Below are 24,986 nucleotides of genomic sequence, written 5' to 3' on the forward strand. Positions count from 1 at the left end.
TCAGCCCGCGAGTCAGGTGCCGGCGACCGCCTCGGTGACCAAGGCGGACAGTTGGCCGACGTCGGTGATCGAGAAGTAGGTGCGCAGGTCCAGCTTGACGCCGAAGTGGTCCTCGATGTCGGTCAGCAGCCGCAGGGCGGCCAGGCTGGTCCAGTTTCCCAAGGTGTCGAAGCGGGAGGACGAGGTGACGTCGGGGACCTCGGTGATCCGCTCGACCAGGTCGACGAGGTCGACGGTGATGTCAGAGGCGATGTCAGGCATGGGCGGGTTCCACCTTTCGGTCCAGCACGATCCAGTCCGGCTTCAGCGCGTGGTCTGCGCGCAGCCGCAGGTCGTAGTACTCGGGGTCGTTGAGCGGCGCGAAACCTGCCCGTGGGTAGAGGTTCGCGGCCGCTTTGTTGCGTTCGCCGGGTCGATAGATCGCCCGCAGCGAGGAAACGCCGGCGTGCAGCGCCTCGTCGGCGATGTGCGCGAGGACCGCGTCCTCGATGCCGCGGGAGAACACCCGGCAGCTCATCACGAAGTTCTCGATCAGCCAGTGGTCGGCGTTCTTGGCCAGCCACACCGCGCCGACGTGGCCCTCCCGGCCGAACCTGTCCGCCACCTCGAAGCCGAGGACCAGGTGGTCCGGTGACGCGGCCATCTCGCGGGTGCGGCTCTCCGAGTGCGCCCGTGGGTTCGCGTTGAACTGGTTGGTGCGCAAGCCCAGTTGGATGAGCCTGGGCAGGCTGAACTCGTCGGCTGGTCCGACCGTCACCCGCAGTTCCAGGCTGGTCAGGTAGTCCTCGGCCGAGGTGAACGACGCGGCGAAGTTCTCCCGGTCGGCCTTGGCCCGGTACATCGAGGTCCTGGTCTGGTCGGTGGCAGTTGTCGCGAGGGTGTCGAAGTAGCCGGGATCGAGCACGGCGGCCAGGTGCCGGGCGGGGTCGCCGTTCAGGTGCACCACCTCGACCTCGGGGATCTCCTGGCGGACCAGCTCGCACTCGAAGGCGCTGTCGTCGGCGAACACCACGCTGTCCAGGCCGATGTTCAGGGTCTGCACGATCTGGCGGATGTTGTGGTCCTTGCGGCCCCAGTTGGCGACCCGCGCGACGAAATCGTCCGCGCGCAGGACCAGGTCGGGGTGGTTCGCGAACACGTCGTCGACGGCCTGTTGTTCGTTCTTGCTGCACACGGCCAGCAGGACGCCCTGGCGGCGCAGTCCGGCGAGCGCCTGTTGCAGGTCGGTGTAGCAGTTGCCGGGGTATCGTCCGCCGATCTGGATGCCTTCCGGTCCATCGTCGCCCAGCACGCCGCCCCACAGCGTGTTGTCCAGGTCGAGCACCAGCAACTTCTTGGACAGCCCGGACACCGCGCGGCAGAACGACGCTGCTTCACCGGCGTAGTGCCGTTCCACGTCGGGTGTCCACGCCATGCCGGCGAACTGGTACAGCCGGTCGTCGCGAACTGGGCCGGTGTGGTCGATCAGCGAGGCTTCCAGGTCGAGGACGTGCACTGCCGGGTATTGGTCGGCGAGTTCAAGGATCCGTTCGTTCAGCTCACGCCAGACTCTGCCCAGCACCGCCCGGCCCGCCAGTCCGATCACCTTGCGGTGCTCAGACCGTGACAGGGGCACGGTGTGCAGCAACACAGCGCTCTCGGTCCGCTTCGCGAAGCCCGCGACCGCCTGTTCGATCATGGCCAGCTTGCCGCTGGTTCGCTCGCTGAACCCAGGCAGGTCCGTCGGGTCCCACGCCTGGGGCAGCAGCGCATGGTCGTGCAGCAGGCACAGCGTGACGTCCGGGGAGAACCGGGCCAGTTCCGAGCCGGGATCGCTCAGCTGCACGAGCAGCTGGTCGAACCCGCTGACGTGGATCTCCGGGGCGATTCCGCGGCTGAGCAGCTCGACTCGCAGCAGTGGCGCCACGTTCTCCGCGGTGAACGTCCCGGTTATCGCCACCCGCAACGGGCGCAGCGCGCGGTCCGTGATGCGGTCGGCGGCCACCCCGGCGAGCAGGCGGCCCGCGTCCCGCCGCGCGGCGAGACCGTCCAGAGTGGACACGGCGGCGAGCAGGTCCTTGTCGGGCGGGGCTTCCGGTCGGCGGACCGCGCGGATCCGGGCCAGCACATCTTTCGCGTCGTTCACAGTTCTCCGTCTCCTATACCCGCAGCAGCGTGCAGATCCAGTGCATGCCGCTGCTCGTGCTGGTCAGCGCCACCAGGTCACCGTCGGCCAGCTCGCCGTCCGCCAGCAGGCGGTCCAGTGCCAGCAGCTGGTCGGCACAGCCGACGTGGCCGTGGTCGAGCGCTGTTTCGACGTTGGTCCGGTCGAGCGGAATGCCGAGGTCCCCGGCCAGTTCGGTGAGTTGCTTGACGTTGTCGTTGAAATGCAGGACCCGCTTGATGTCCTCGCGCGCGACGCCGGCACGGGCGCACGCGGCGTCCACGACCTCACGGCTCCGGGCGCGGAGGGTCGAGACGAACTTGAACATCTGCCGGACGTCGCCGTGGAAGAACTCCTCCAGCCGGTCCTGTGGACCGCGGACATGCGGCTGCTCGGTGCAGTCCGCGGTGAACGGCCGTGCCGTGGCGCCGACTTCCATCCGCATGAAGTCGGCGTACGTGCCGTCGGTGATGATCTCGGTGGCCAACCAGCGACAGGTGCCGTGGTCGCGGCGGATCACCGCGGCGGCAGCGCCGTCGGAGTACACGCTGGTGTTGATCTCCATCCGGTTCCAGTATGGTTCGCACACCCGGTTGGCCCCGATGAGCAGTGCGGTGCGGTACTCGGGATGCACGGCGAACTTGCCCGCCACGACGTCGAACGCGGCCACTCCCCCGCCGCACGCCTGGTTCACGAGAACCGCCTCGGCGCCGTGCGCGCCCAGCCGGGCCTGGGTCGCCGCGGCGGGGTCCCAGTACAGGTACTCGGCCAGGTCGGGGATGGCCAGCACGACGAGATCCACGTCGCCGGCGTCGAGACCCGCCTCGGCGAGGGCTTTCGCGCCGGCGGCCACGGCCAGGTCGGTGAGGCCGACGTCGTCCGGGGCTCGATGGAAGCGACGGTAACCCCAGCCGGCCAGCCGGTCCGGATCCTCGGTGTACGCACTGGCGGCCGCGTTCACATCGACCGGTTCGGGCAGAGACTGTCCAAACGCGACGATCCCGAACGGAACGACCGGCTCGACCTGGGCGGGCTTCGGCGCAGGCGCGTCCCAGCGCTCGGTTCGCACGGTCGGTGACGCCACCTTCTCGAGGAAGGCCGCGGTGACGGCGTTGTGTTCGGTCTGCTTGAACCGGAACACAACGTCGGCGCCGCCTGCCCGGCGCACGATCTCCCGCAGGACCTCGTCCTCCACCTCCTTGCCCAGCACGGGACACGACAGCGAGAACAGGTCGACCACGCACTCGCCGTCCGTCCGGCGCAGTGCCACGGCGCCGCTGACGCCGTAGTCGCCGAACCGGTCGCGCACCGAAATGGCGAGAGCCTCGTCGGCGCGCGCGACGATGTCCGCGGCGGTGTGCGCGACGCCCATGGTGAAGTCCTTGGCCCGCTCGACGACCTCGGCCACCTTGCGCAGATGGTCCTGCGCGGGCTGGTAGCTGACGACGACGTCCAGGCCCGCCACGAAGTCCGCGAGCGACGCCTGCGCGACCACCGGGGCGACGGCGGGAAGAGGCGCGACCGGTTCGTGGGCTCGCATCGGCGGCGCGGGCTGGTCGAACAACCCGGCGTCGCCCAACTGTGCGGCCCAGGACTCCGGCTGCGGTCCGAGCACCACGGTCGACGAGTCGGCGAGGCCGGGATCCGCGGTCAGCAGCAGCGCGTGTAGATCGTCCACATCAGACCGGCGCAACACTCCGACGAGCTCCGGCGCTCCCTTGGCCAACGAGGTCCAGTCGGGCTCACCCCGCATTGAGAGCCTGACGCCGGCACGATGCAACGTCAGCAGGGGTGTTCGCAGTGCGGCGGCCGCGTTCTCGTCGGCCAGCAGGCCGGCCGCGTCGATCACCACGGCACGCGGGCTCAGGCCGTGGCGCACCCGCAGCAACCGGCCGAGCTGATCGGCGAGACACGCGAACAGTTCCTCGGTGTACGGCACCTTGGCCACCCGGAACATCGTCGGCGAGTACGCGTTGCCGGCGCCGACGGCCCGGACCGCCTCCTCGGCGTCCGCCACCAGAACGTTGGGCAGGCCAGCGAGCTTCGCGCGCACAGCCTCCCGTGCCCTGGTCGCCTCGGCGACGACCCCGGCGACCTGCCCTGAGTCGCCGACGCCGAACTCCCGTGTCTCCGGCAACGCAGGCAGAACGAACGCCAGGCAGCCGGCCCAGCAGCCCACGGTGCTCACCGCGGCGTCCGCGAGTTCCACCAGGTTCGGCGTCCACCGTGGATGGTCGCCGCCCAGTTCCTCGAACCTCGGCGCGACGATCAGCACGTCAGGTTCGCTCAACGCGGTCGCACTGCCGTCATCGAGGCACTGCCGCATGATCTGGTCGTACGGGCCGAGAGCGAACCGAGCAGGCAAGCCCGCGTCGTGCAACGCCATACCGAGGTACGGCACGAGCGGGTCGGCCGTGTAACTGGCGACGACACCGACCCGCAAGGTCACCAGTCCATCCATTTTGGACAGTTGCCGCCACGCGGACCGCACGCTGTGCAGATTCCCGGTCATACCGGCGCTCCTTTCGCTCGCAACGCCGACCGCAGGTGACCGATGGACATCGTGTCCCTGACCTCCTGGTAGGTGAACGCCACGCCATAGGCCTCCTGCAGGGTCACGATCAGCTCGAGGTGGCGCAGGCTCGTCCAGGCAGCGAGGGTCTCCGGCCCCGCGGTGTCGGTCACGGCTTCGGTGCCCACCTCGAGCACGTCCGCCACGATCTCGGCGAACTGGGTGGTGTTCTCGCTGGTCGTCACCGCGGGGCTCCCACACTCTCGGTTCCGGACGCCGTCACGAGGGCGGGCTCCTCGTAGTCGGGCAGGATCGTCTCGATCCGCCGCATGCTCGGCATCAGGAACCCGGCGGCCGCGAGCACGGTGCCGAGCACCCCGATGAGCACGAACGTCAGCCCGAGCCCGCCCGCCTGGCCGGTGCCGACCAGGCCGCCGAACAGGGTGGCGCCCGAGTGCCCCGGCTGCATCCACGGCGTCAGCAGGTTGTCCACGACCGGGCCCGCGATCAGCGCGGCGAGCGGAACCGTGAGCTCCTCGGTGAACTGCCGCGCGGCGAAGACCCGGCCTTGCACGTGTGGTTCGACCTTTTCCTGCCAGATCGTGTTGGTGTACCCGTCGACGATCGGGATGCACAGGTGGACGACGACCAGCGCGACCCCGAGGAAGATCCACATGTCCGAGACCCCGTAGACGATGCGGCCGATGACGCTGAACACGACGGTCGCCCACAGGATGCGGATCATCTTGTCGCGCGGTGACTTCAGCAGGCCCAGCATCAATGCGCCCGCGACACCGCCGATGGCACCGGTCGCCAGCACCAGGCTGAGCGCGGTGGTGCTGTTGCCGGTCCTGGCGAGCACCATCGGGCGCAGCAGGATGAAGCCGATCGACGCCAGCACGTTGATCGCGATCAGGAACAGCTGGAGGTTGCGCAGGGACGGGATGCGCAGGATGTACCGGAACCCGAACAAGCAGTCCTGCCAGAACTTCGACTGGTGTGCGCCGTCAGGTCGCTTCGGTGCCGACGGAACGGCGACCAGCAGGATCGAGGCGATGGCGAAGACGTACGACAGGGCGTCGATCAGCAGGACCGTCTGGATGGTGGTCGCCGCGAGCAGCAAGGCGGCGATCAGGGGCGCGAAGAGCTCCGGAGTGGACCGCACCAGGAACATCATCGCGTTGGCCCGCGTGTACTTCGCGCGTTCCATCATCAGGGTGATGGTCGCCTGGAACACCGGAACCTGGAAGGCCACGAACGCGCCGGTGGCGAAGTTGATCAGGTAGAGCTGCCACATGCTGACCGAACCGGTCATGAACACGACCAGCAGCACAGCGGTGGCCACGGCGCAGCCGAGATCGCTGAGCAGGAGCGTCACCCGGCGGTTCCACCGGTCGATGACCGCGCCCGCGATCGGACTGAAGATCATGGTGGCGGCGAAGGCGAAGAAGAGCATGAAGGTGAAGTCGGTGGCGTTGCCGGTGGCGTCCCAGACGTAGATGCTCAGCGCGAAGTTCGTCATCCGCGTGCCGATCACCGACAGGAACTGCCCGAACCACAGTGTGGTGAACGCGGCGAACCCTTGTGGGCGTTGCATGGTCATTCAGGTCCTTTTGTGTTGGTGTGCCTGGCCGTCACTCAGCCGAGCAGGCTGAGCAGTCGCGTCCGCACCTCACTGAGGAAGGCCGCCGCGGTGTCGTGGTGGTACACGTCCGTGCCGTAGCCGACGTCGATCCGGAGCTGCCCGGCGACGATCGTCCCGGTCACGTCCAGGTCGTACGGCCAGCGCCCGGTCTCGTCCTCGGTCGGTCCGAAGGGCACGTGGCAGACGTCGAAGAGCTCTTCTGCCTGGGAGACCTCGTCGAAACCGAAGTTGCCCATGTAGTTGATCGCCATCCGCGGCTCCGGGTTCGCGGCGAGCCGGCGGCGCACTTCCCCGTCCTGGCAGGCGTACTTCAGCAGCCCGTGGCCGATCCCGTTGTGCGGCACGCGGTCGAGCTGTGCGGCCACGGCGGTGATCGACTCGGCGGGTGTCGCGCCGGCGGGCAACCGCAGCAGGACCGGGTACATCACCTGGAACCAGCCGGTGGTCCGGTTCAGGTCGACGTCGTCGAACAGGTCCTCCCGGCCGTGCCCGGTGGTGGCGATCGCGCATGCACCGCCGGTCCGCGCCGCCACGGTGTCGGCCATGGCCCACACGATCAGGTCACGGACGTTGACCCGCAGCCGCCGGGTGACGTCGTGCAACCCGGAGGTCTCGGCGACGGTCAGCGTCGTGTCCAGGGTTCCCCACGCGCCCATGATGGTGACAGCGCCAGGGTTGTCCGGCGGCAGCGCGGTGTTCTCGCCTGCCGCCTGGTCGAGCCAGAACGCCAATTGGTCGCGGAAGTCCACTTCGGACAATCGCTGGGCCCACGTGCTGTACGCGGTGGTCTTGGCCGGGAGCCTCGGTTCCTCGCCCCGGTCCAGCTGAGCGCACAGGGACTGCAGGTCGCCCAGCAGCGTTCCGCGCGAGATGGCGTCGGTCACCAGGTGGTGGGTCACGATCAGCAGCCGGTCCCGGCGCCGCGGGCCGGTCCCGAAGTGCACCACCCGGCACGTGGGGCCGTCGGTCAGGTTCAACGCGAGCTGTTCCCGCGCGGCGAGGGACTCCATCGTCGCGTCCTGCTCGTCAATGGACAGGCCGCTCAGATCGTGGCTGGTGAACGGCACCGCGTCGACGGACTCCGCGTGGTGCTGCCACAACATCCCGTCCTCGTCGCGGCGGAACCGCAGCCGCAGCGAGTCGTGATGCGCGGCAAGGCGCCGGACGGCCTCGGCGATGTGCTCCACCGCGATCGGCCAGCGCAATTCAAGGTAGTACGGGTGGTTGAACAGGGCCGGTCGGCTCATGGTGGGCGCCACCGTCTCGTACCACCACAGCTGCGCCGGGGTGAGCGGCACCTCACCGGCGACGATCTCGTGGGTGGTGTTGGTCCGGGTTCGCTGGTCGCTGTCCAGGTGCAGCGCGGCGATGGTGCGCCGCTCGGTGAGTTCCCTTGCCACCAAATGGATCCCGGCTTCACCGGCGTGGTACACGATCGCGATCGCCAGCAGGGAGTTGCCGCCCAGCTCGTAGAAGTCGTCGTGGATCCCGACTTCGCCGAGGTGCAGCACGTCCGCCCAGATCGCGGCCAAACGGCGTTCCCGGTCGGTCCGCGGCGAGGACCGCTCGTGTGACACGCGGAACCCCGTCCGCGTCGCGACGGCGATCCGTTCGGCAGTGGTCAGCTCGGTCGCGATGTCCGTCAGCAGATCCGCCGGGATCGGCGACCCCGTGCCAGGCTCGTCGAGCAGCCACAGGTGGTCGGCGAACCTCGCCAGGCCCTCCCCTGCCGGTGCGGTGATCACCGTGAGGTGCGGGTGCTCCGCCGGTCGCGTTGTCAGCAGCAGTCCCGCGTCCGCGGTCGGAGCGACTCGGGCCGCGCCGACCGTCACCAGCGCGGCCAGCTCCGGCTCAGTGGGCTGGGAGGTGAAGACGACCTTCCGTCCGCGTGCGATCTGGTTTCGGACGACGTCCGCCAGTTCCTCCTTGGCGGAGAACTGGTTCGGGTCCAGCACCAGCGCCGGGTGCGAGCTCGCCCGGGACCGGCGGACGATCATGGTGGCCGCCGCGATCTGGAATTCCGTCGTGCCGGTGTCCGCGTCGGCGCCATAGCGTCGTGCCCACTCGTCCATCTCCACCACGTGCACTCGCTCATGGCTGGTGCTGAACGCACGCAGTCGCGCGGTGAGGCCACGATGGATCGCGTTGAACTTCGGGGACGCCGGGCACACGGCGAGAACGAGTTCCGCGTCGCCGCGTTCGCGGAATGCCGAGATCGCCTCGCACAGGTCGAACAACGCCCGTTCCAGCACGGCGACCGCGGCGGGCACGGCCGGATCCGCGCTGTACAGCCAGTCCTCCCAGCGCAGCAGCACGACGTTCAGGTCCGCTCCGAACGGCCCGTCCGGGTCGAGCAGCGGGCGGAGCACCTGACCGGTCGGCGCAGCCGTCACCGACATGACCGGCTCACCCAGCAGGTCCGACCAGAACGCCAGCGTGTCGACGATCTCGTCTGCCGGGAACGACGACGCCACCGAAATCGCGTTCGCCTCGGGTTCCATCGCGACAACCGGCGACACGACGCCGATCGGCTCGTCGGGACTGGTCACGAGCTTGGTCAGCAGGTCACCGAAGGCGGCGACGATGTCGGCGGCGCGGTCAGAGCTGAACACGTCCGTCGCGTAGGTGAGGTCGGCCTGCAGCCGGTCGTCCCGCCAGTCCAGCGTGAACAGCACGTCGAAGCCGGCGCCCGTCGCCTCGACCGGCACGGGCGTGACCTCGAGCCCGGGAAAGGCAGGCGGTTCGTCGGGCAGGTCGGCGTAGTTCAGCACGCACCGCACCGGATGGCGGGACGAATCGCGGGGCAGCCGCAGCGCGTCGATGATCATTGGGAACGGCAGCCGGTGTGCCTGCGCGTCCTGGACGGCCGAGTGCAGGCGGCGCACCAGCCTCCGGAACGACGGCCGGCCCGAGAGGTCGAGCCGCAGCGGCAGCAGGCCGGCGAACAGGCCGATCATGCCGTCCAGTTCCGCCCTGTCCCGGCCGGTGACCGTCATCCCGGTCACCACGTCGGGCTGGCCGCTTTCCTGGTACAGCAATACAGCGTAGACGGCCAGCAGCACGCTGAACGGCGTCACGCTCTCCGCACGGGCCAGCTCCCGGACCGCCTGACCCGCGGCCGCCGGGAACAGCACGACCTGGCGTGCGGCGTCCTCAGTGGACGGAGCTGGGTCGTCGCCCGGCAGCTCGACCGGGACCGGCGCACCACGAAGCTTCTCCTTCCAGTAAGCGCCACGTGACTCGGCTTCGTCGCTGCCCAGCCAGTTTCGCTCGTAGTGGGCGTAGTCGCCGAACTGCAGCGCGGGCTGCGGCAACGGCGAAGGGAGGCCCGCGGAGTACGCGTCGTAGAGGGTCTCGAGTTCGTCCAGGAAGATTCCCCACGACACGTTGTCGCACACGATGTGGTGCATGCCGATCAGCAGGTAGTGCTCGTCCGGCGCGGATCGCAGCAACCGGACCCGCAGCAGCGGACCCTCGGCGAGGTCGTACCGGAACGCGCTGTGCTGCTCGATGTACCTCGTCGCCTCGTCCGCGATGTCGATCGGTTCACACCACGACGTCATGTCCTCGTGCACCACCGGAACCGGGTGGCCTCGCTGCTCGATGAACGTCGTCCGGAGCACGGCGTGGCGGCGCACGATCTCCTCGACCGCGCGGCGCATCGCCGGCTCGTCCAGTTCGCCGCGCAGGATCACGGCGTACATCGTGTTGTTGCGCCCGTCCTCGCTGTCGATCCGGCTCGTCGCCCACACCCGTTGCTGGATCGACGACGCCACCGGCTCTGCCGTGTCCGGCGCCGGTCGGATCGACTCGACGGCGGGTCCGCCGGAGTCCTCGTCGAGAAACGCCGCCAGCCCGCTGATCGTCGGACGCGTGAACAGGTCGTACAGGGACACCTCGCGCCCGAGGTCTCGGTGCAGCCTGGACAGCAGCTGGGTGGCCAGCAGCGAGTGTCCGCCGAGGGCGAAGAAGTCCGCGTTGACGCTGACCTCCGCCACTCCGAGGACGTCGCTCCAGATGGCCGCCAGCCGCTTCTCCGTCGGTGTGCCCGGAGCCACTCGCGGCGCGTGTCCATCCACGGTGGACTTCGCACGCATCGCGACGCGTTCCGCCACGGCGGCCGCGTCGGTGAGATGCGCGGCGACGTAGGCCTCTCGTTCCGGCCCCGTCTCCGGGGCGGGCAGGTGGCGCACCACGAGGGTGGCCAGCGAGGCGAAGTACTCGGGCGTGTACGGGATGTGCCCGAGGTCGTCCGCTGCCGGGTCGTGACCAGACGCGGTGTCGTCCGCCCACTCCACCCGCACTCCAGGAGTCCTGGCCTGCAACTGGGCCAGCCGGTCATCCAGCCGGGCGAACAGGCCGGCCCAGCCGCGAGCGGACGGGGAGCTGGGGCACCGCACCAGGACCAACGGCCTCCGGTACGCGGTGACCGCGGCTTCCAGGTCGTTCATGGCGGTGTCGAGGACGACCCCTGCCTCTGTCGCACCGTCCGAATGCCGCAGCCAGTCCTCCCAGCGCAGCAAGGCGATCGTGGTGCCCGCCCCGCCGCCGGTCAGCAGGTGCTGGAGCATCTGCCCGTACGGGACCCGCTCGGCGGTGGCCGGCGCTCGGCGGAAGTCCAGCCAGAACTGCAGCGGCGCGACCGCCAGATCGGCCGTGAAGGTCGCGGTGACCGCGATCGTGTCGCGACGCAGCGACGGGACGGACGAAATGGGCTCGCCGGCGTTGTCCGCCATGTCGGCGAGAACCGCCACCAGCGTGGTGCCGAGGTGTTCGACGGTCTCGGCGAGATAGAGGTCGGCGTTGTAGTCGACGACCAGCTCGCTTCCGTCGTCGCCGCGGGTCAGGGTGACGAACAGGTCGAAGTCCGTCAGCTGGTTGTCCACCGGCACCTGGGCGAACCGCACTCCGGCCGCCGACCGCTCCCCCTCCTCGGCGTCCGCGACCGTGATCAGCACCTGGAACAGCGGGTTGATCCCGGGATCCCGCACGGGGGCGACTTCCTCGACGACTCGCGTGTACGGCGCGTCCTGGTGCAGGTACGCCTCGCCGACCGTGCGGTGCGCGCGACGGACCAGGTCACTGACCGCCGGGTCGCCGGACAGGTCCATCCTCAGCACGAGCATGTTCGCGAACGAACCGATCAGCGGTTCCAGGGCAACTGCGGGGCGACCCGCGGCGGGCATCCCGAACAGGAGGTCGTCCTGGCCTGTGGCCTGCCGGAGCGCCAGCGAGAACGCGGCGAGGACGACCGCGTTCAGCGTGGCACCGGATTCCCGGGCCAGCCGGTTCACGGCGTCGTTCAGCGCGGCCGGAATCGCCTGGACGTGCCGCCCGCCGCGATGGGTCTGCACCACGGGCCGGATCCGGTCCGCGCGCAGCGTGGAGGTCGGCGGCGAGCCGGCGAGTTTCGCACTCCAGTGGGCGATCTGCCTGTCCACCTCGGCCAGCGCGGCCGGTTCCCGCTGGCGGCGCGCGTGGTCGGCGAAAGTGTCCTTGAGGACAGGTAGCCCGGCCGGTGTCCCGCCGGCGAACTGCCCGTAGTACTCGATCAGCTCGGTCATGAAGATCGCGCCCGACCACGCGTCGAAGACGATGTGGTGCACGGTGACCAGCAGCAGATGCTCTTCCGCGTCGAGGAGGACCAGTCGTGCGGCCAGCAGTGGCCCGGCACGCAGGTCGAAGGAGACCCGGCCGTGCTCGGCCGACTCCCGCTCCGCCGCCGCGGCCCGCTCATCCGCAGGAAGCGAACTCAGGTCTGCCAAGGGAACCTCAACGTCCACATGGGACTGGATCACCTGCCGCGGACCGTCCTCGTCGTCGACGAAGACCGTGCGCAGCGCGCCCTGCCTGGCCACCACCGCGTTCATCGCCGATCGCAGCGCGGCGAGATCGAGCGGTCCGCGCAGGCTCAGCGCGAACGGGACGTTGTAGACGGCGGTGCCCGGTTGTGCCCGGTCGAGGAACCACAGTTGTTCCTGGGTGAACGACAGCGGAAGCCGTTCCGTCCGGCGCTCGCCGTCACGGCGTGCCTTGGCTTCCCGCAGCCGGATCGCGAGAAGTTCGCGCTGTTCGTCCGTGAGGTCCGCGATCTCCGGCGAAAGGTCGTGCGTCATGGTGTCGTCTCCCGCTGACGGATGCTTCGCGGACGCATGTCGGTCCAGACCTGGTCGACGTACTGGAGGCAGTCGGCCTTCGTTCCCTCGTGCCCGGCGTCGGACCAGCCGGCCGGGTTCTGCTTGTGCGCGGGCCAGATCGAGTACTGCTCCTCGTCGTTCACCACGACCCTGTAGTTCGGTTGCTGCGTCATGGGTTTTCGTCTCTCCTGGTCTCGGCTAGCTGTTCGCGCAGTTGCGCCGGTGACATCGCCTTGATCTCGGCGAGCAGATCGCCGAGCTCGTCCGGCTGGTCGGCGCGGAGATCTTCGACGGCGGCGGCGAGACCGCCGATGGTCGGCGTGGTGAACATGGCGCTCGCCGGCAGGTCCACGTCCAGGGCCTCGCGGATCCGGGCCACCACCTTGGTACCGAGCAGCGAGTGACCGCCCAGTTCGAAGAAGTCCTGGTCCAGGCCGATGTCCGCAATCCCGAGCAGCTCCACCCAGATCCGCCGGATCGTCTCGAGCGGTGACAGCCGTTCAGGTTCCGGTTGGACGACCTGTTCCACTGGCGTGTCTTCGTGGCGCGCGTCGACCCAGTGCCGGTCCCGCTCGAACGGATAGCCCGGCAAGGCCACGTGCCCCGGACGTTCCGCGCCCCACATCAGGTCCCAGTCGACCTCGACGCCGGCCAGCCAGAGCTGGCCCAGTGCACGGGCCACCGTGATACCGGCCGTCTGGTCGGATTTCGGGCCGCCGAGCGAAGCCACACTCCGCCCCAGCGCGCCGGGGTGTTGGTGCATGAGTGTGGTCAAGGTGGTGCCCGGCCCGACTTCCAGCACCGCGCACGGTTCCCGCACGAGCCGCTCGGCACACTCGTTGAACCGCACAGGCTCACGCAGTTGCCGTGCCCAGTACTTCGGGTCCGTGGCGTCCGCGGCGTCGAGCCAGTCCCCCGTCACGTTGGACAGCACCGGCACCGCGGGCGGCCGGAGCTCGAACCGGCTCACGTACTCGGCGAACTCGGCGGTGACCGGCTCCATCATCGACGAGTGGAACGCGTGCGAGGTGCGCAGCTCCCGGCACTTCACGCCGTCGCCGCGCAACACCTCGGCCAGAGCGGCGATCTGAGGTTGCGGACCGGCCACAACGGACAGTCGCGGTGCATTCGCCGCTGCCAGTTCGACATCATGCGGCAGCCGGTCGGCCAGTTCCGCCGCGGGCAACGGAACCGAGAGCATCGCGCCGGCCGGGACGGACTGCATCAGCCGGCCGCGAGCAGCCACGACGGCCAACGCGTCCGGCAGGTCGAAGACTCCGGCCAGAGTTGCCGCCACGTACTCGCCGATGCTGTGCCCGAGCATCGCGCTCGGCCGGACACCCCAGCTCTGCCACAACCGGGCCAGCGCGTACTCCACGACGAACAGAGCGGGCTGAGTCAGCCAGGTCTGCCGCAACAACTCCTCGGCCTGTTCCCGATCGCCTCGGGGATACACCACGTCACGCAGGTCGAGTTCCAGATGCGGACGCAGTGCCTCCGCGCACTCGTCCACATGGCGTCGGAACACCGCCTCGGCCCGGTAGAGGTCGCGCGCCATGTCCGGGTGTTGGGAACCCTGCCCGGGGAACAGGAACGCCACCGTGCCGTCCGTGGCATCGCCAACTGCTGTGTCCACATCGGACTTCAGAGCGAGTCGGGCGACGGCCTCGTCCCGGTCACGGCCGACCACCACGAGCCGGTGCTCGAACTTGCGGCGAGTGGTCTGCAACGTGTGCGCCACATCGGCCAGCGGCACGTCGTGGAAGCTCAGGTGTTCCTTCAGGTCATCGCCCGCCTTCGCCAGTGCGCCCGGCGTGCGTGCCGACAAGGGCAGGAGATACTCTCCGCGCTCGGCCGGCCGCCGACCCGCGTCCGGAGCTTGTTCGAGGATGACGTGCGCGTTGGTCCCACCGATCCCGAACGAGCTCACCGCGGCCCGCCTGGGCTCGGACCAGTTCACCGGTTCGGTGTTGACGAAGAAGGAACTGCCGTCGAACGCGAGATCGGGATGCGGGGCGGTGAAGTACGGGCTGGGCGGGATCACCCCGTGGTGCACGGCCAGGCTGGCCTTGATCAGCCCGGTCACCCCCGCCGCCACGTCCAGGTGCCCGGTGACGGCCTTCACCGACCCCAGCGCACGCTTGCCTTCACGGGGGAACGCCCGCGTCAACGCCTGGAACTCGATCTGGTCGCCGAGAGCGGTCCCCGTGCCGTGCGTCTCGACGTAGCCGATCGTGGCCGGGTCGACGTCGGCGGCCTGCTGTGCCATCTGGATGACGGCGACCTGACCGTCCATGCTCGGCGCGGTGTAGCCGACCTTCGACGAGCCGTCGTTGTTGATCGCCGACCCTTTGACGACCGCGTAGATCGTGTCGCGGTCCCGGACGGCGTCGGCCAGCCGCCGCAGCACGACGATCGCCGCGCCGTTGCCGCCGACGGTCCCAGAGGCCTGCGCGTCGAACGGCCGGCACACACCGTCGCGGGCCATGATCCCGCCGGGTTCGTACCGATATCCGCTCCGCATCGGCAGCCTGACGTGTGCCGCGCCGGCCAGCGCGACGTCGCATTCGCCCGCCAGCAGTGCCTGGCTCGCGAGATGCACGGCCACCAGGGACGAAGAGCACGCGGTCTGCACCGCCACCGCCGGGCCTCGCAGCCCGAGGTGGTAGGACACTCGGGTCGCGATCGAGTCCTTGTCGTTGGCCATGAAGAGCTCGTACTCGGACGCGGCATTCGGGGTCATCAGATTGCGCAGCAGATACGTGCTCAGGGACGCACCCGCGTAGACGCCGACCAGTTCGTCGCCGATCCGGGTGAGGTGCCCGGCGCTTTCCAGTGCGTGCCAGGCACATTCGAGGAACACGCGCTGTTGCGGGTCGAGCAGCCGAGCGTCCCTCGGTGTGTAGCCGAAGAAGCCGGCGTCGAACCGGTCCACGTCGTCGAGCACGCCGAACACCGGCACGTAGTCGGGATGCTCGTACTCCGCCCGCGGCACGCCATCGGCGGCGAGCTCCTCCGGCGTGAACGTCGACACGGTCGGTTCGCCCCGCAGGACACGCCGCCAGAACTCGTCGACGTCGGCGGCACCGGGAAACCGGCCCGCCATGCCGACGATCGCGATGTCCAGCCCCTCGTCGTCCACCATCTCCTCTACCCCCGTCCCCCGCGCACCCGCCGGGTGCGCTCAGCAAGTGCCCGTCTGCCGCCCGGTACCGGGCGGGCCGCGACCGGACTCGATTCGCCCTCGGTCAGAAAGCGCGCCAACTGCGCGACGGTCGGGAACCGGAACAGCTCCGCTGCCGCCACTTCCGCGCCCGTGGTCTCCCTTAGTCCTGTGTGGACTTTGACCAGGAGCATGGAACTGCCACCCAGATCGAAGAAGTTGTCCTCCACACCGACCCGCTCGAGCCCCAGCACGGACTGCCACACCGCTGCCACCGCCTTCTCCATGCTGCTGCGCGGTGCTTTGTAGGCCGTGCCGAGACTCGGCCTGCTCGCACTCGGAACAGGCAGCGCCCGGTGGTCCAACTTGCCGTTCGGCGTCATGGGCAGGTCCGGCACCTCGACGAACACGGTGGGAACCATGTAGTCCGGCAACAGGCCCTTCAGTTCACGCCGCAGGCCGTCCGTGCCGACATCGTGCGACGGATCGGCCACGAAATAGCCCACCAGTCGCCGTTCCCCCGGTTGGTCCTCCCGCACGATCACGACTCCACGGCTCACACCGGCGCATTCACGCAACCGCGCCTCGACCTCACCGAGCTCGATCCGGTGGCCGCGGATCTTCACCTGCGTGTCGGCCCGGCCCTGGATGATCACCGTCCCGTCCGGACGCCAGCACGCCAGGTCTCCGGTGCGGTACATGCGTTGCCCGGCTCCGGCGAACGGGTCCGGCACGAACGCGGCCGCGGTCAACGCCGGCCGGCCGAGGTACCCGCGTCCCACCGCCGCTCCACCGACACACAGCTGACCGGTCACCCCGACCGGCACGGGCCGCTCCTCGTCGTCCAGGATGTAGATCCGGCAACCGGCCAGCGGTCGTCCAATGGGGACAGTGGGGCCGTCGACGTAACGGCCGCACGTCACCGTCACCGACGTCTCGGTCGGTCCGTACGCGTTGTAGAACTCCCGTCCACGCGACCAGGCCGCGGCCACGTCGGCCGGGCAGTGTTCGCCGCCGACGACCAGCACACGCAGATCGGGCAGGTCGGCCGGATCCATCGCCTGCAGCGCGACCGGTGGCAGGTCGGCCACCGTGATCCGCCGGTCTCGCAGCGTGCGGACGAGGTCCGGACCGGGAATCCGGTCGTGCCGGGAGGCCAGGTGCAGTTCGGCCCCGGCGGACAACGCGGTCATGATGTCGGACACCATCACGTCGAAGCCCGGTGAGTGGAACTGCAGGACCCGGTCGTCCGGACGGACGCCGAGCAGGTCGCGGTTGGCCCTGGCGAGGTTCGCCAGCCCGCGGTGCGTGCCCACCGCGCCCTTGGGCCGGCCGGTCGAGCCGGACGTGTAGATCAGGTACGCGGCCTGGTCGGGAGACACGCCCGCGTCACCCATCGGCAGGCCCGTCTCGTCGCCCAGCCGATCCAGCGCTATGGCGCTCGTTCCCGCCGGCACCAACGACATCGTGGAGCTGTGCGCGAGGACGACCTCGACCCCGCCATCCTCGACCATGTACCGGAGGCGGTCGGCGGGAAGCTCCGGGTTGAGCGGGACGTACATCCCGCCGGACCTGAGCACACCGAGGAACGCGGCGACCACATCGGAACAAACCGGCAGCAACACACCCACCGGGGTCTCCGCGGTGATTCCCCTGCCCCGCAGGATCGAGGCGATCTGGCCGGACCGGTGGTCCAGCTCGCCGTATGTGACGCGACGGTCCTCGCAGACGATCGCGACGCGATCACTCGCGACGTCCGACATCAGTGCGTGCGCGGACCGGTCGTCCAGTGGCGGCCGGGTGCCGCTCCAGGCTTCGATGTCAGAGCGTTCCGGCTCGGTCAGCACCGGCAGGTCGGCGATCAGGCATTCCGGCTCGGCCACCGCGGCGGTGAGCAGGGTCTCGAGATGGTCCACCACGCGGTCGGCCGTGGTCCGGTCGAACAGCGATGTCCGGTACTCCAACCGCCCCGCGATCCCCGACGGCCGAGGCGTGAGCGTCAGGGTCAGGTCGAAAGTGGCGGTGCCGGTGGGCTGTTCGACGCAGCGGGCGATCACACCGGGGAGCTGGAGCCGGTCCTCCCAGCGGTCCTCGACCGCGAACATCACCTGCGCGAGCGGAGTGCGGCTCGGGTCGCGGTCCAGCCGAAGTTCCTTGACCAGCGCGTCGAACGGGAGATCCTGACGGGCCAGCGCGGCGAGGGTGGTGTCGCGGACCCGGTTCACCAGATCCCGGAAGGTCATCCGATCGTCCACGGCTGCCCGGAGAGCGAGCGTGTTGACGAACAGCCCTACCGCGTTCTCGGTCGCCAGCGCGTTCCGTCCCGCTACCGGAGTAGCGACGACGAAGTCGTTCTCCCGCGTGTACCGGTGCAGTACCGCTTCCCACGCCGCGAGCAGGACCACGAACGGTGTCGTGCCGAGCTCGCGAGCAAAGCCGGTCACGCCTTGCGCAAGCCGCGCGGGCCAGTCGAAGGACACCTCGTCCCCGCGCTCGTCGAGGACCTCCGGCCGGGGACGGTCTGCTGGGACGTCCAATGTGGCCGGTGCACCGGAGAGCTGGTCCCGCCAGAACGCGACCAGGCTCTCGTCGACCGGCGGTGTGGCCACGTCCACGTGCCGCGGCGCCGGCTCGACGGGCAGGTCCGAGTAGATCCGCGACAGGTCGTCGAAGATCAGGCCCATGCTCCAGCCGTCGCAGAAGATGTGGTGCAGGGTCAACTGGAACAGCCACCGGTCCGGTCCCTCGGCGGTGAGCGTCGCCCGTACGGGTGGCGCGCCGTGCAGGCCCGGAGGCGGGGACGAGGGAGAACTGGTCACGTGCAGCCTGGTGATCTCCGGCGCCTCCGGCAGGATCAGCTGCCGCGGATCGCCGTCCTTCTCCACGACAACGGTCCGCAGGGCCTGGTGACGGGCGAGCACCTCGTCGAACGCACGAGTGAACGCGGGCACGTCCAGCGCGCCGGCGAGTTCGATCCGGTAGGTCACGAGATACATCGGGCTGTCGGGCATCAGCTTGTCGTGCAGCCACATCCGGCGCTGGGCCGGGGTCAACGGATACAGGTCCCTGTCGCACAACCGGTGTGCGGCCCGCAGGGGCCGGTTGTCCGGGGCGTTCCCCGCCAGCCCGTCGACCGCCGCCGCCAGCGTGGTGATCGTCGGGTGGTCGAATACGAGCCGCAATGGAACGTCCACTCCGGACACCGCCGACAGCCGGGACCGCACCCGTGCCGCCGCCAGTGAGTGCCCACCCAGCTCGAAGAAGTTCCCGTCGGCCGGGCCGTGGCCGAGAACCTCGCGCCAAATCGCCCGGACGGCCTGTTCGGTCGGTGTCCCCCCGGTCTCAGAATCGTCAGTCTCAGGGTCGTCAGCCACCGGGTCCTCGGCGGCCGGCAACGGCAGCGCGTCCGTGTCGATCTTGCCGTTCGGGTTGAGCGGCAGGCGGGACATCTCGACGAAGACCGCGGGCACCAGATAACCCGGCACCCGGCCGGCCAGATATGTCCGCAGATCGTCGACCTCGGCACCGTCGGCCAGCACGACGTAGGCGATGAGCCGCACGTCCCCGGTTCGGTCCGCCCGGACGACCACCTCGGCCAGTCCGGGGAAACCCCGCAGGTGTTCCTCGATCTCGGCCGGCTCGATCCGGTGGCCGCGGATCTTGACCTGACGATCGGCTCGGCCGACGAACTCCAGTTCGCCATCCGCTCGCGTGCGCACGAGATCACCCGTGGCGTACATCCGCTCCCCCGGCGTGGCGGCGAACGGGTCGGGCACGAACCGTTCCGCGGTCTGCCCTGGCCTGTCGAGATATCCTCTGGCCACCCCGTCGCCGCCGATGTGGAGCTGGCCCGTCGCGGCCGGCTCCAGATCGTCGTCCAGCACGTACGTGCGGCTGTTCGCGGCGGCCCGGCCGATCGGGACGGTGGTCTCGGTGCCGGCGAGGTCGTTGCACCGATAGGCCGTTGCGTAGGTCGTGATCTCCGTCGGGCCGTACAGGTTGACGAGCTCGGTGTCCGGGCAGTGTCGCAAAAGGCTCGTCACCGCACGCATGTCCGCCTGCTCGCCGCCGAACGAAAGATGGCGAACGGTGCTGAGAACTCCTGGGTCGTCGATCGCGATCTGCCGGAGCAACGCGGTCGGCAGGAACAGCACGCTCACCTCGTGGTGGCGCAGCGCTTCCTGAAAGCGTTCCGGGACGAGCACGTCGTCCAGGCCGAGACCGACCAGTCGCGCGCCGTTGAGCAGCGCGCCCCACGCCTCGAGGGTCGCGGCGTCGAACGAGATGTTGGCCGCCTGGACAGCGGTGTCGTTCTCGCTGATGGGGATGGAGTCGTGGCTGCGCACCAGCCGGACGATGTTGCGGTGACCGACCGCGACACCTTTCGGAACGCCGGTCGATCCGGACGTGTACATCACGTAGGCCAGCGCCTTCGGCGAAATCTTCCCTGTCAGGCGGGAAACCGGTTCGAGGGCGATGGCGTCATCGTCGACGGCCAGCTTCGTCCCCGGCAGTTCCGCGAACACATCGCGGGCGGTGAGCACGACCTGAACGTCCGCGTCCTCGCTCATGAACCGCAGTCTCTCCAACGGATACGACGGGTCGAGCGGCACATAAGTACCACCGGCCTTCAACGTCGCCAACGCCGCGAGAACCCAGTCGGCCGTGTCACGAAGGAACAACCCCACGCGTGCCTCGTCTGCGATCCCGTGCCGGCGCAGGTGATGCGCGAGCTGGTTCGCCCGCTTGTCGAGCTCCTGATAGGACAGTTCGACGCCGCCGCTCAGGATCGCCGTGGCGGTGGGTGTCCGGTCCGCCCACTGCTCGAACAGCTCGTGGACGGTGTTTTCACGCGGATACAGCCGGTCACTCACCGCGGTCCCTCCTGCTGGATGTGTTGTGGGACTTAGTCTCCACAGACGGCTTTCAGTTGCCTTCAGGTTTCGTGCGGGCGATCTGTGGTGCTCCTTCAAGCCGCAGGTGAAGGAGCACCGCCGCGCTGGAGAACGTTCGTAGGCATCGGCGTGACACCGATCTCGGACATGCACCGCGCATACACGCGATAACGCCGATGCGCCTCACCGTGCCGGCCGGCCTCACCCAGAACACGTATCAGCTCAACGTGTGCTTCCTCGTCGTACGAGTCGCACCGGAGAATCTTCAGCAGACTCGACACCTTCTGGTCGATGTCCGACACGCGCGCGGCCTGGGCGCGAAGCACCCTGATGTAGGCGCCTTGGGCCTCGTCACGCAACTCCAGTGCCCAGTCCACGTACGGGTCATCGGGCAGGTACTCGCCGACGTACATCGCTTCCGCTGCGGACAACAACGTCGTGGCGTCGTCATCCCCACGTCGGTGTGCGTCACACGCTTCCGAGACCGCGACGATGAACCGTTCCACGTCGACGTCGACGAGTTCGAGGTTGATGGCGACCGCCGCGCGGTCCGCGGTCAAGGGCGGGTGCTGACCACGTCGATCCGGGTCGAGCACCCGGCGGAGCGTGGACAGCAACACCGACAACCGATTGCCTCCGGTGGCCGGTGACTGGTTGGGCCACAACAGTTCCATCAGACGGGAGCGGGGCACGGGGACGCCCCGATGACTGATCAGGATCTTCAGCAGGTCACGCGCCTTCTTGGACTGCCACTCCTTCGCCGGGACCTCGACCCCACCGCGAACGACCCGGAACCCGCCCAGGCTGTGCACGGCGATCAGCGGAGCCCGGTTCGCCACCACGGTGAGGGCGTCGGCGACACCCGCTTCCAGGCGGACGCCGTAACGCCGCAACGTGTCCTCCTCGAACCGCGTCGAGCGGGTCTCGCGCGACCCGGGAATCGCGGCGGCCACCATCCGGACCCGTGCCTCACCAGGACGGTCGCCGACGTCGCGGTAGTAGCCGGCGGCGTCGTCGAGCAGGGCGGCCGCGGCGTTCGGGTCCGACGTCACCAGTCCCAGCAGTTCCACCGCCTCTGCCGCGGCGGCGGGGCGCTTGGTCATCGTCGCGGCGGTCCTGGCCTCCTCCGCGTCGAACGTGGCGGCCGCCGCGGCGCCGCTCACCAGCGACACCCAGGCGCGGGCGAGCAGAGCACCGATCCGGCCCGCCCCTTCGCTCGCCGTGACCGCGCGTTCGGCGTAGTGCAGGGCGAGTGATATGTCGTCCGCGGCACACACCCGGCCGAGCTCAGCCAGTGCGATGGCCCGCAGACCTGGTTTCTCGCGCTCCTCGAGCACGGCCTCTTCCAGGACTTCGCGGGCCTGCCGCACTTCCCGGCGCTTGCGATGGATCACGCCGAGCACGACCTGAACGAAAACTCCGTCGTGCCGGACTCCCAGCGACCGCCGCAGCCGTAGCGCGCCGGCGGCGTCAGTCAACGCCTCGTCCAGTCGGCCGAGGTGACTTTTGGCCGCGGCCCCGATGCTGAGCGCGAACGGCTCGTATCCGGCGTGTCCGGCCATCCTGCCGAGCCGGACAGCGGCTTCGGACTCGGCCACGGCTTCGGCGAACTGCTCGTGCGCGAGGGCGTGTTTGGCCCTGTGCAACGTCATCATCAGAGCAAGCAGGTTGTCCACGTTGCCCGGCGCCAGGTTGAGGGCGATCTGGTAGTGCGTGTCGCCTTTGGCGTGGTCGCCGTCCCGGCTGGCGACCAGTGCCATGCTGCGGTGGCAGATGGCCAGCACGTCGTCGTCCACGTCCTGCGCCAGCTCAAGCGCGCGCAGCGCCAGTTCCCTGCTGCAGCGCGCGTTTCCCTTGGCGCGGTACCAGACGGTCGCGAAACACATGCTCAGCACGGCGTCCCTGGTCGCCGACTCGTCGGGCCGTGCCCTCTCCAGTGCGGCAAGGGCGTCCGACACACCTTTGGCCACGTACGGGATCAACGCCGTGGCAGCGAAATCGTCGGTGCACAGAACCAAAAGTTCCGCCGCGACCCGGTCGCCCCGAGCGACATCGCCGGACAGGATCGACCGGACGTCCCCAGCGGACAACGGTTCCCCGCCGTGCGCTACCTCAGACACGGCAAGAACCTCAAGAGGAATAACACCGTTCGAAGGAAGGCCGTTCTCGTTCGTGAACACAGAAGTTGGTTGGTCACGGGACATTAGGACCCCGGTGGTCCCGTCTGGATACAACGGCTCCGCCGGCAATGCACCAACGGGCAGCCGTCCGGGCAATGGCCCGGATTCGGCTCATCCGCCAAGCCACGCAACCAGTACGTCATCGCACGTCAGGTGCCGACTCGACGGTTTCCCTGCGCTTACGTGACCGCCTCGGCGTGCCGATGATCGTCCGGCCCGCGGTTCGTTCCATCCACCAATGGGCAATCACGAGGTTGCTTATCCAACCGCCCCAGCGGGCCGCTTCCATGGAAGTGGCCTCGTCCAACCCGACGACGTAGTAGAACGCGTTGGCGAACACGAAGACCCAGACCCCGTAGCCCCACATGATCGCGAAGCTGTAGACCATCCACCGACGGTGCTCGGCGTACCGCTTCCGTCGTGCGGCTATCCAGCCGAGAACGGCTGTCACCGACCACAATGTGCCTGCTACGACGACGGCGACACGACCGGCCCCGGGCACCTGTGGATAGGCGCTGACGGCCAGCACTGCGGCAGGTAACGCGCCCGCGACGAGGTAGACCCGTCCGGTGAATCGGTGGACAGCGGGATGTTTCCGGCGTAGCCATGGCCAAAGTTGAAGCACTGCGGTAAGGAGCGCGATCGAGCCGGCGAACACATGGCCGACGAGAACCGCGTAGTGCGCCGGGGAGTCTGTCGGGATCGGAGCCTCGTTCGGATCAAGACCGAGGTATGGCGGCAGTTTATAGGCGACATAAGCGATGGCGGCCACCGCGAAGACAATCATTGCCGGACGACGCCAACGTCTGCTAACCGGAGGCGTCGCGACACCTGGCGTATGTATCCGCTCGACCGCGGTATCCGCGTTGTCAACGTGCTGTGTCATGCTGCGCAACGCTAGAAACCAGCCCTTAGAGCGGGTTTAGCGAAGGCTGACGGCAGCCTTTCGGTCTGTGCCGGTGCGAACGGTGAACTACAGGTGCACGCCGCAGCGGCGCGCCGTGAGTACGGCGAGGGCGCGCGTGGCCCGCAGCAGTTCGCCGATGTCCACCTGCTCCCGCGGTCCGTGCGCCAGGCGGACGTCACCCGGTCCATAGTGGAGGGTGGGGATGCCACCGATGCCGGTGTAGTGGCGCAGATCGCTGCCGTACGGCGCTGCGACGAGGCCGGCGTCACGACCCTCCGCGACCCGGATCGAGTCGACCACCTCGTCCACCAACGGATGCCCGGTGTCGATGCGCCCGCTGGCGAACTGCCCGCCCGGCCAGGTGACCTCGACGGGGTGGTCGCGCAGCCACGGGTCTCGGGAGCAGGCGTCGGCGATCGCTCGTTCCAGCGCGGCCCGTGCTTCGGCCGGTGGTTCGCCGAGGTGGACGCCGAGCCGTCCTTCGGCGACGAGGAGATCGGGAACGCTGCTCGCCCAGTCCCCCGCGCGGACGGTGCCGATCGAGATCGGGTAGGGCAGCACGTTGCCGTCGAACAGGGCGTCGGGGTGCGCGTTGCGTTCCCGTTCCAGCTCCCTGATCGCGGCGTGGACGGGCAGGAACGCGTCGAGAGCGCTGTGGCCGGCGAGCCTGGAGCTTCCGTGGGTCGCCTGGCCGTGCACTCGCAGCGCGAAGGTCAGAGCTCCGGCATTGGCGACCACGACGTTGCCGCTGGTGGGCTCGGTGATCACCGCTGCCTCGCCCTGGTGACCGCGCAGCATGGTCGCGAACGCGCCGATGCCGCCGTCCTCCTCACTGATCACCGCGTGGAGTGCGAACGGCTTCTCCAGCTTCACCCCGGACAAGACGAGCGCTCGGGCGACGGCGAGGTTCGCGGCCGCGCCGGCCTTCATGTCGCAGGCACCGCGCCCGTGGACGACGTTCTGCTTGATCGCGCCGCTCCACGGGTCCCGATCAGCCCAGTTGTCGAGGTCGCCGGTCGGCACCACGTCGACGTGCCCCTGCAGCACGAGCGCCGGGACGCCGGCCGGTCCCAGGACGCCCACCACTCCGTAGCCCTCGGTGCGGGCCGCCTCGGTGCCGGGGTGGTCCGGGTGGGCGGCGAGGTCGTCGAGATCGAGCTTCCACGTGTCGACGTCGAAGCCCAGCTCGGTGAGCCGGCCGGCGTGCCAGTGCTGCAGGTCGGACTCGGCGTCGCTGCCGGTGACACTCGGAACCCGGATCAGCGCGACCAGTTCGTCGACGAGTGCCTGGTCGTCAATGGCGTCGAGAACGCGTGCTTCCGCGGCCGACAAGCCGGCGTCTGCCCCGTGGGTTCGGTTCACGACGCTGAAAGTAGCGATCGTTCGACCCCGCGGATATAGCAC

The 24,986-nt window shown here is 69.1% G+C and carries 12 protein-coding genes; all 12 read right to left on the bottom strand.

What is annotated here, in order from left to right; translation table 11 throughout:
* Positions 1-12 precede the first annotated feature (12 nt).
* The 12 genes from ABZ345_RS05680 to ABZ345_RS05735 all read right to left on the bottom strand — a co-directional run bounded on the left by ABZ345_RS05680 (position 13) and on the right by ABZ345_RS05735 (position 24,944).
* Positions 13-261, bottom strand: coding sequence for an acyl carrier protein (locus ABZ345_RS05680; RefSeq protein WP_359843323.1), 249 nt, complete (start codon positions 259-261; stop codon positions 13-15).
* Positions 254-2,125 carry an HAD-IIIC family phosphatase gene (locus ABZ345_RS05685; RefSeq protein WP_359843324.1) on the bottom strand — a complete coding sequence of 624 codons (1,872 nt, stop codon included), beginning with the start codon at positions 2,123-2,125 and terminating at the stop codon, positions 254-256. The genes ABZ345_RS05680 and ABZ345_RS05685 overlap by 8 nt, the downstream gene beginning before the upstream one ends.
* A 13-nt stretch (positions 2,126-2,138) precedes the next feature.
* Positions 2,139-4,655 carry a 3-oxoacyl-[acyl-carrier-protein] synthase III C-terminal domain-containing protein gene (locus tag ABZ345_RS05690; protein WP_359843325.1) on the bottom strand — a complete coding sequence of 839 codons (2,517 nt, stop codon included), beginning with the start codon at positions 4,653-4,655 and terminating at the stop codon, positions 2,139-2,141.
* Positions 4,652-4,900, bottom strand: a complete 249-nt coding sequence (locus ABZ345_RS05695; protein WP_359843327.1) for an acyl carrier protein — start codon at positions 4,898-4,900, stop codon at positions 4,652-4,654. The genes ABZ345_RS05690 and ABZ345_RS05695 overlap by 4 nt, the downstream gene beginning before the upstream one ends.
* Positions 4,897-6,258: an MFS transporter gene (locus ABZ345_RS05700; protein WP_359843329.1), complete on the bottom strand. Its 1,362-nt coding sequence runs from the start codon at positions 6,256-6,258 to the stop codon at positions 4,897-4,899. The genes ABZ345_RS05695 and ABZ345_RS05700 overlap by 4 nt, the downstream gene beginning before the upstream one ends.
* Positions 6,259-6,293: 35 nt before the next feature.
* Positions 6,294-12,416: a condensation domain-containing protein gene (locus ABZ345_RS05705; protein ID WP_359843331.1), complete on the bottom strand. Its 6,123-nt coding sequence runs from the start codon at positions 12,414-12,416 to the stop codon at positions 6,294-6,296.
* Entirely contained in the window at positions 12,413-12,610 is a 198-nt protein-coding gene (locus ABZ345_RS05710) for an MbtH family NRPS accessory protein (protein WP_359843333.1), read from the bottom strand. Before ABZ345_RS05710 ends, ABZ345_RS05705 begins: the two co-directional genes overlap by 4 nt.
* A complete protein-coding gene (locus ABZ345_RS05715) occupies positions 12,607-15,582 on the bottom strand; it encodes a type I polyketide synthase (protein WP_359843335.1) in 2,976 nt (991 codons plus the stop codon). The genes ABZ345_RS05710 and ABZ345_RS05715 overlap by 4 nt, the downstream gene beginning before the upstream one ends.
* Before the next feature lie 5 nt (positions 15,583-15,587).
* The gene (locus tag ABZ345_RS05720; protein WP_359843337.1) at positions 15,588-20,474 is read right to left on the bottom strand and encodes an amino acid adenylation domain-containing protein; all 4,887 of its coding nucleotides are present in this window, start codon (positions 20,472-20,474) and stop codon (positions 15,588-15,590) included.
* Between the two features lie 95 nt (positions 20,475-20,569).
* A complete protein-coding gene (locus ABZ345_RS05725; RefSeq protein WP_359843338.1) occupies positions 20,570-22,615 on the bottom strand; it encodes a BTAD domain-containing putative transcriptional regulator in 2,046 nt (681 codons plus the stop codon).
* A 199-nt stretch (positions 22,616-22,814) separates the two neighbouring features.
* A complete protein-coding gene (locus tag ABZ345_RS05730) occupies positions 22,815-23,561 on the bottom strand; it encodes a DUF2306 domain-containing protein (protein ID WP_359843340.1) in 747 nt (248 codons plus the stop codon).
* Positions 23,562-23,648: 87 nt separating this feature from the next.
* Positions 23,649-24,944 carry an ArgE/DapE family deacylase gene (locus ABZ345_RS05735; protein ID WP_359843342.1) on the bottom strand — a complete coding sequence of 432 codons (1,296 nt, stop codon included), beginning with the start codon at positions 24,942-24,944 and terminating at the stop codon, positions 23,649-23,651.
* Positions 24,945-24,986: the final 42 nt, after the last annotated feature.

Origin of the sequence: Lentzea sp. NPDC005914 (assembly GCF_040629405.1) — a bacterium.
Classification (GTDB): Bacteria; Actinomycetota; Actinomycetes; order Mycobacteriales; family Pseudonocardiaceae; genus Lentzea.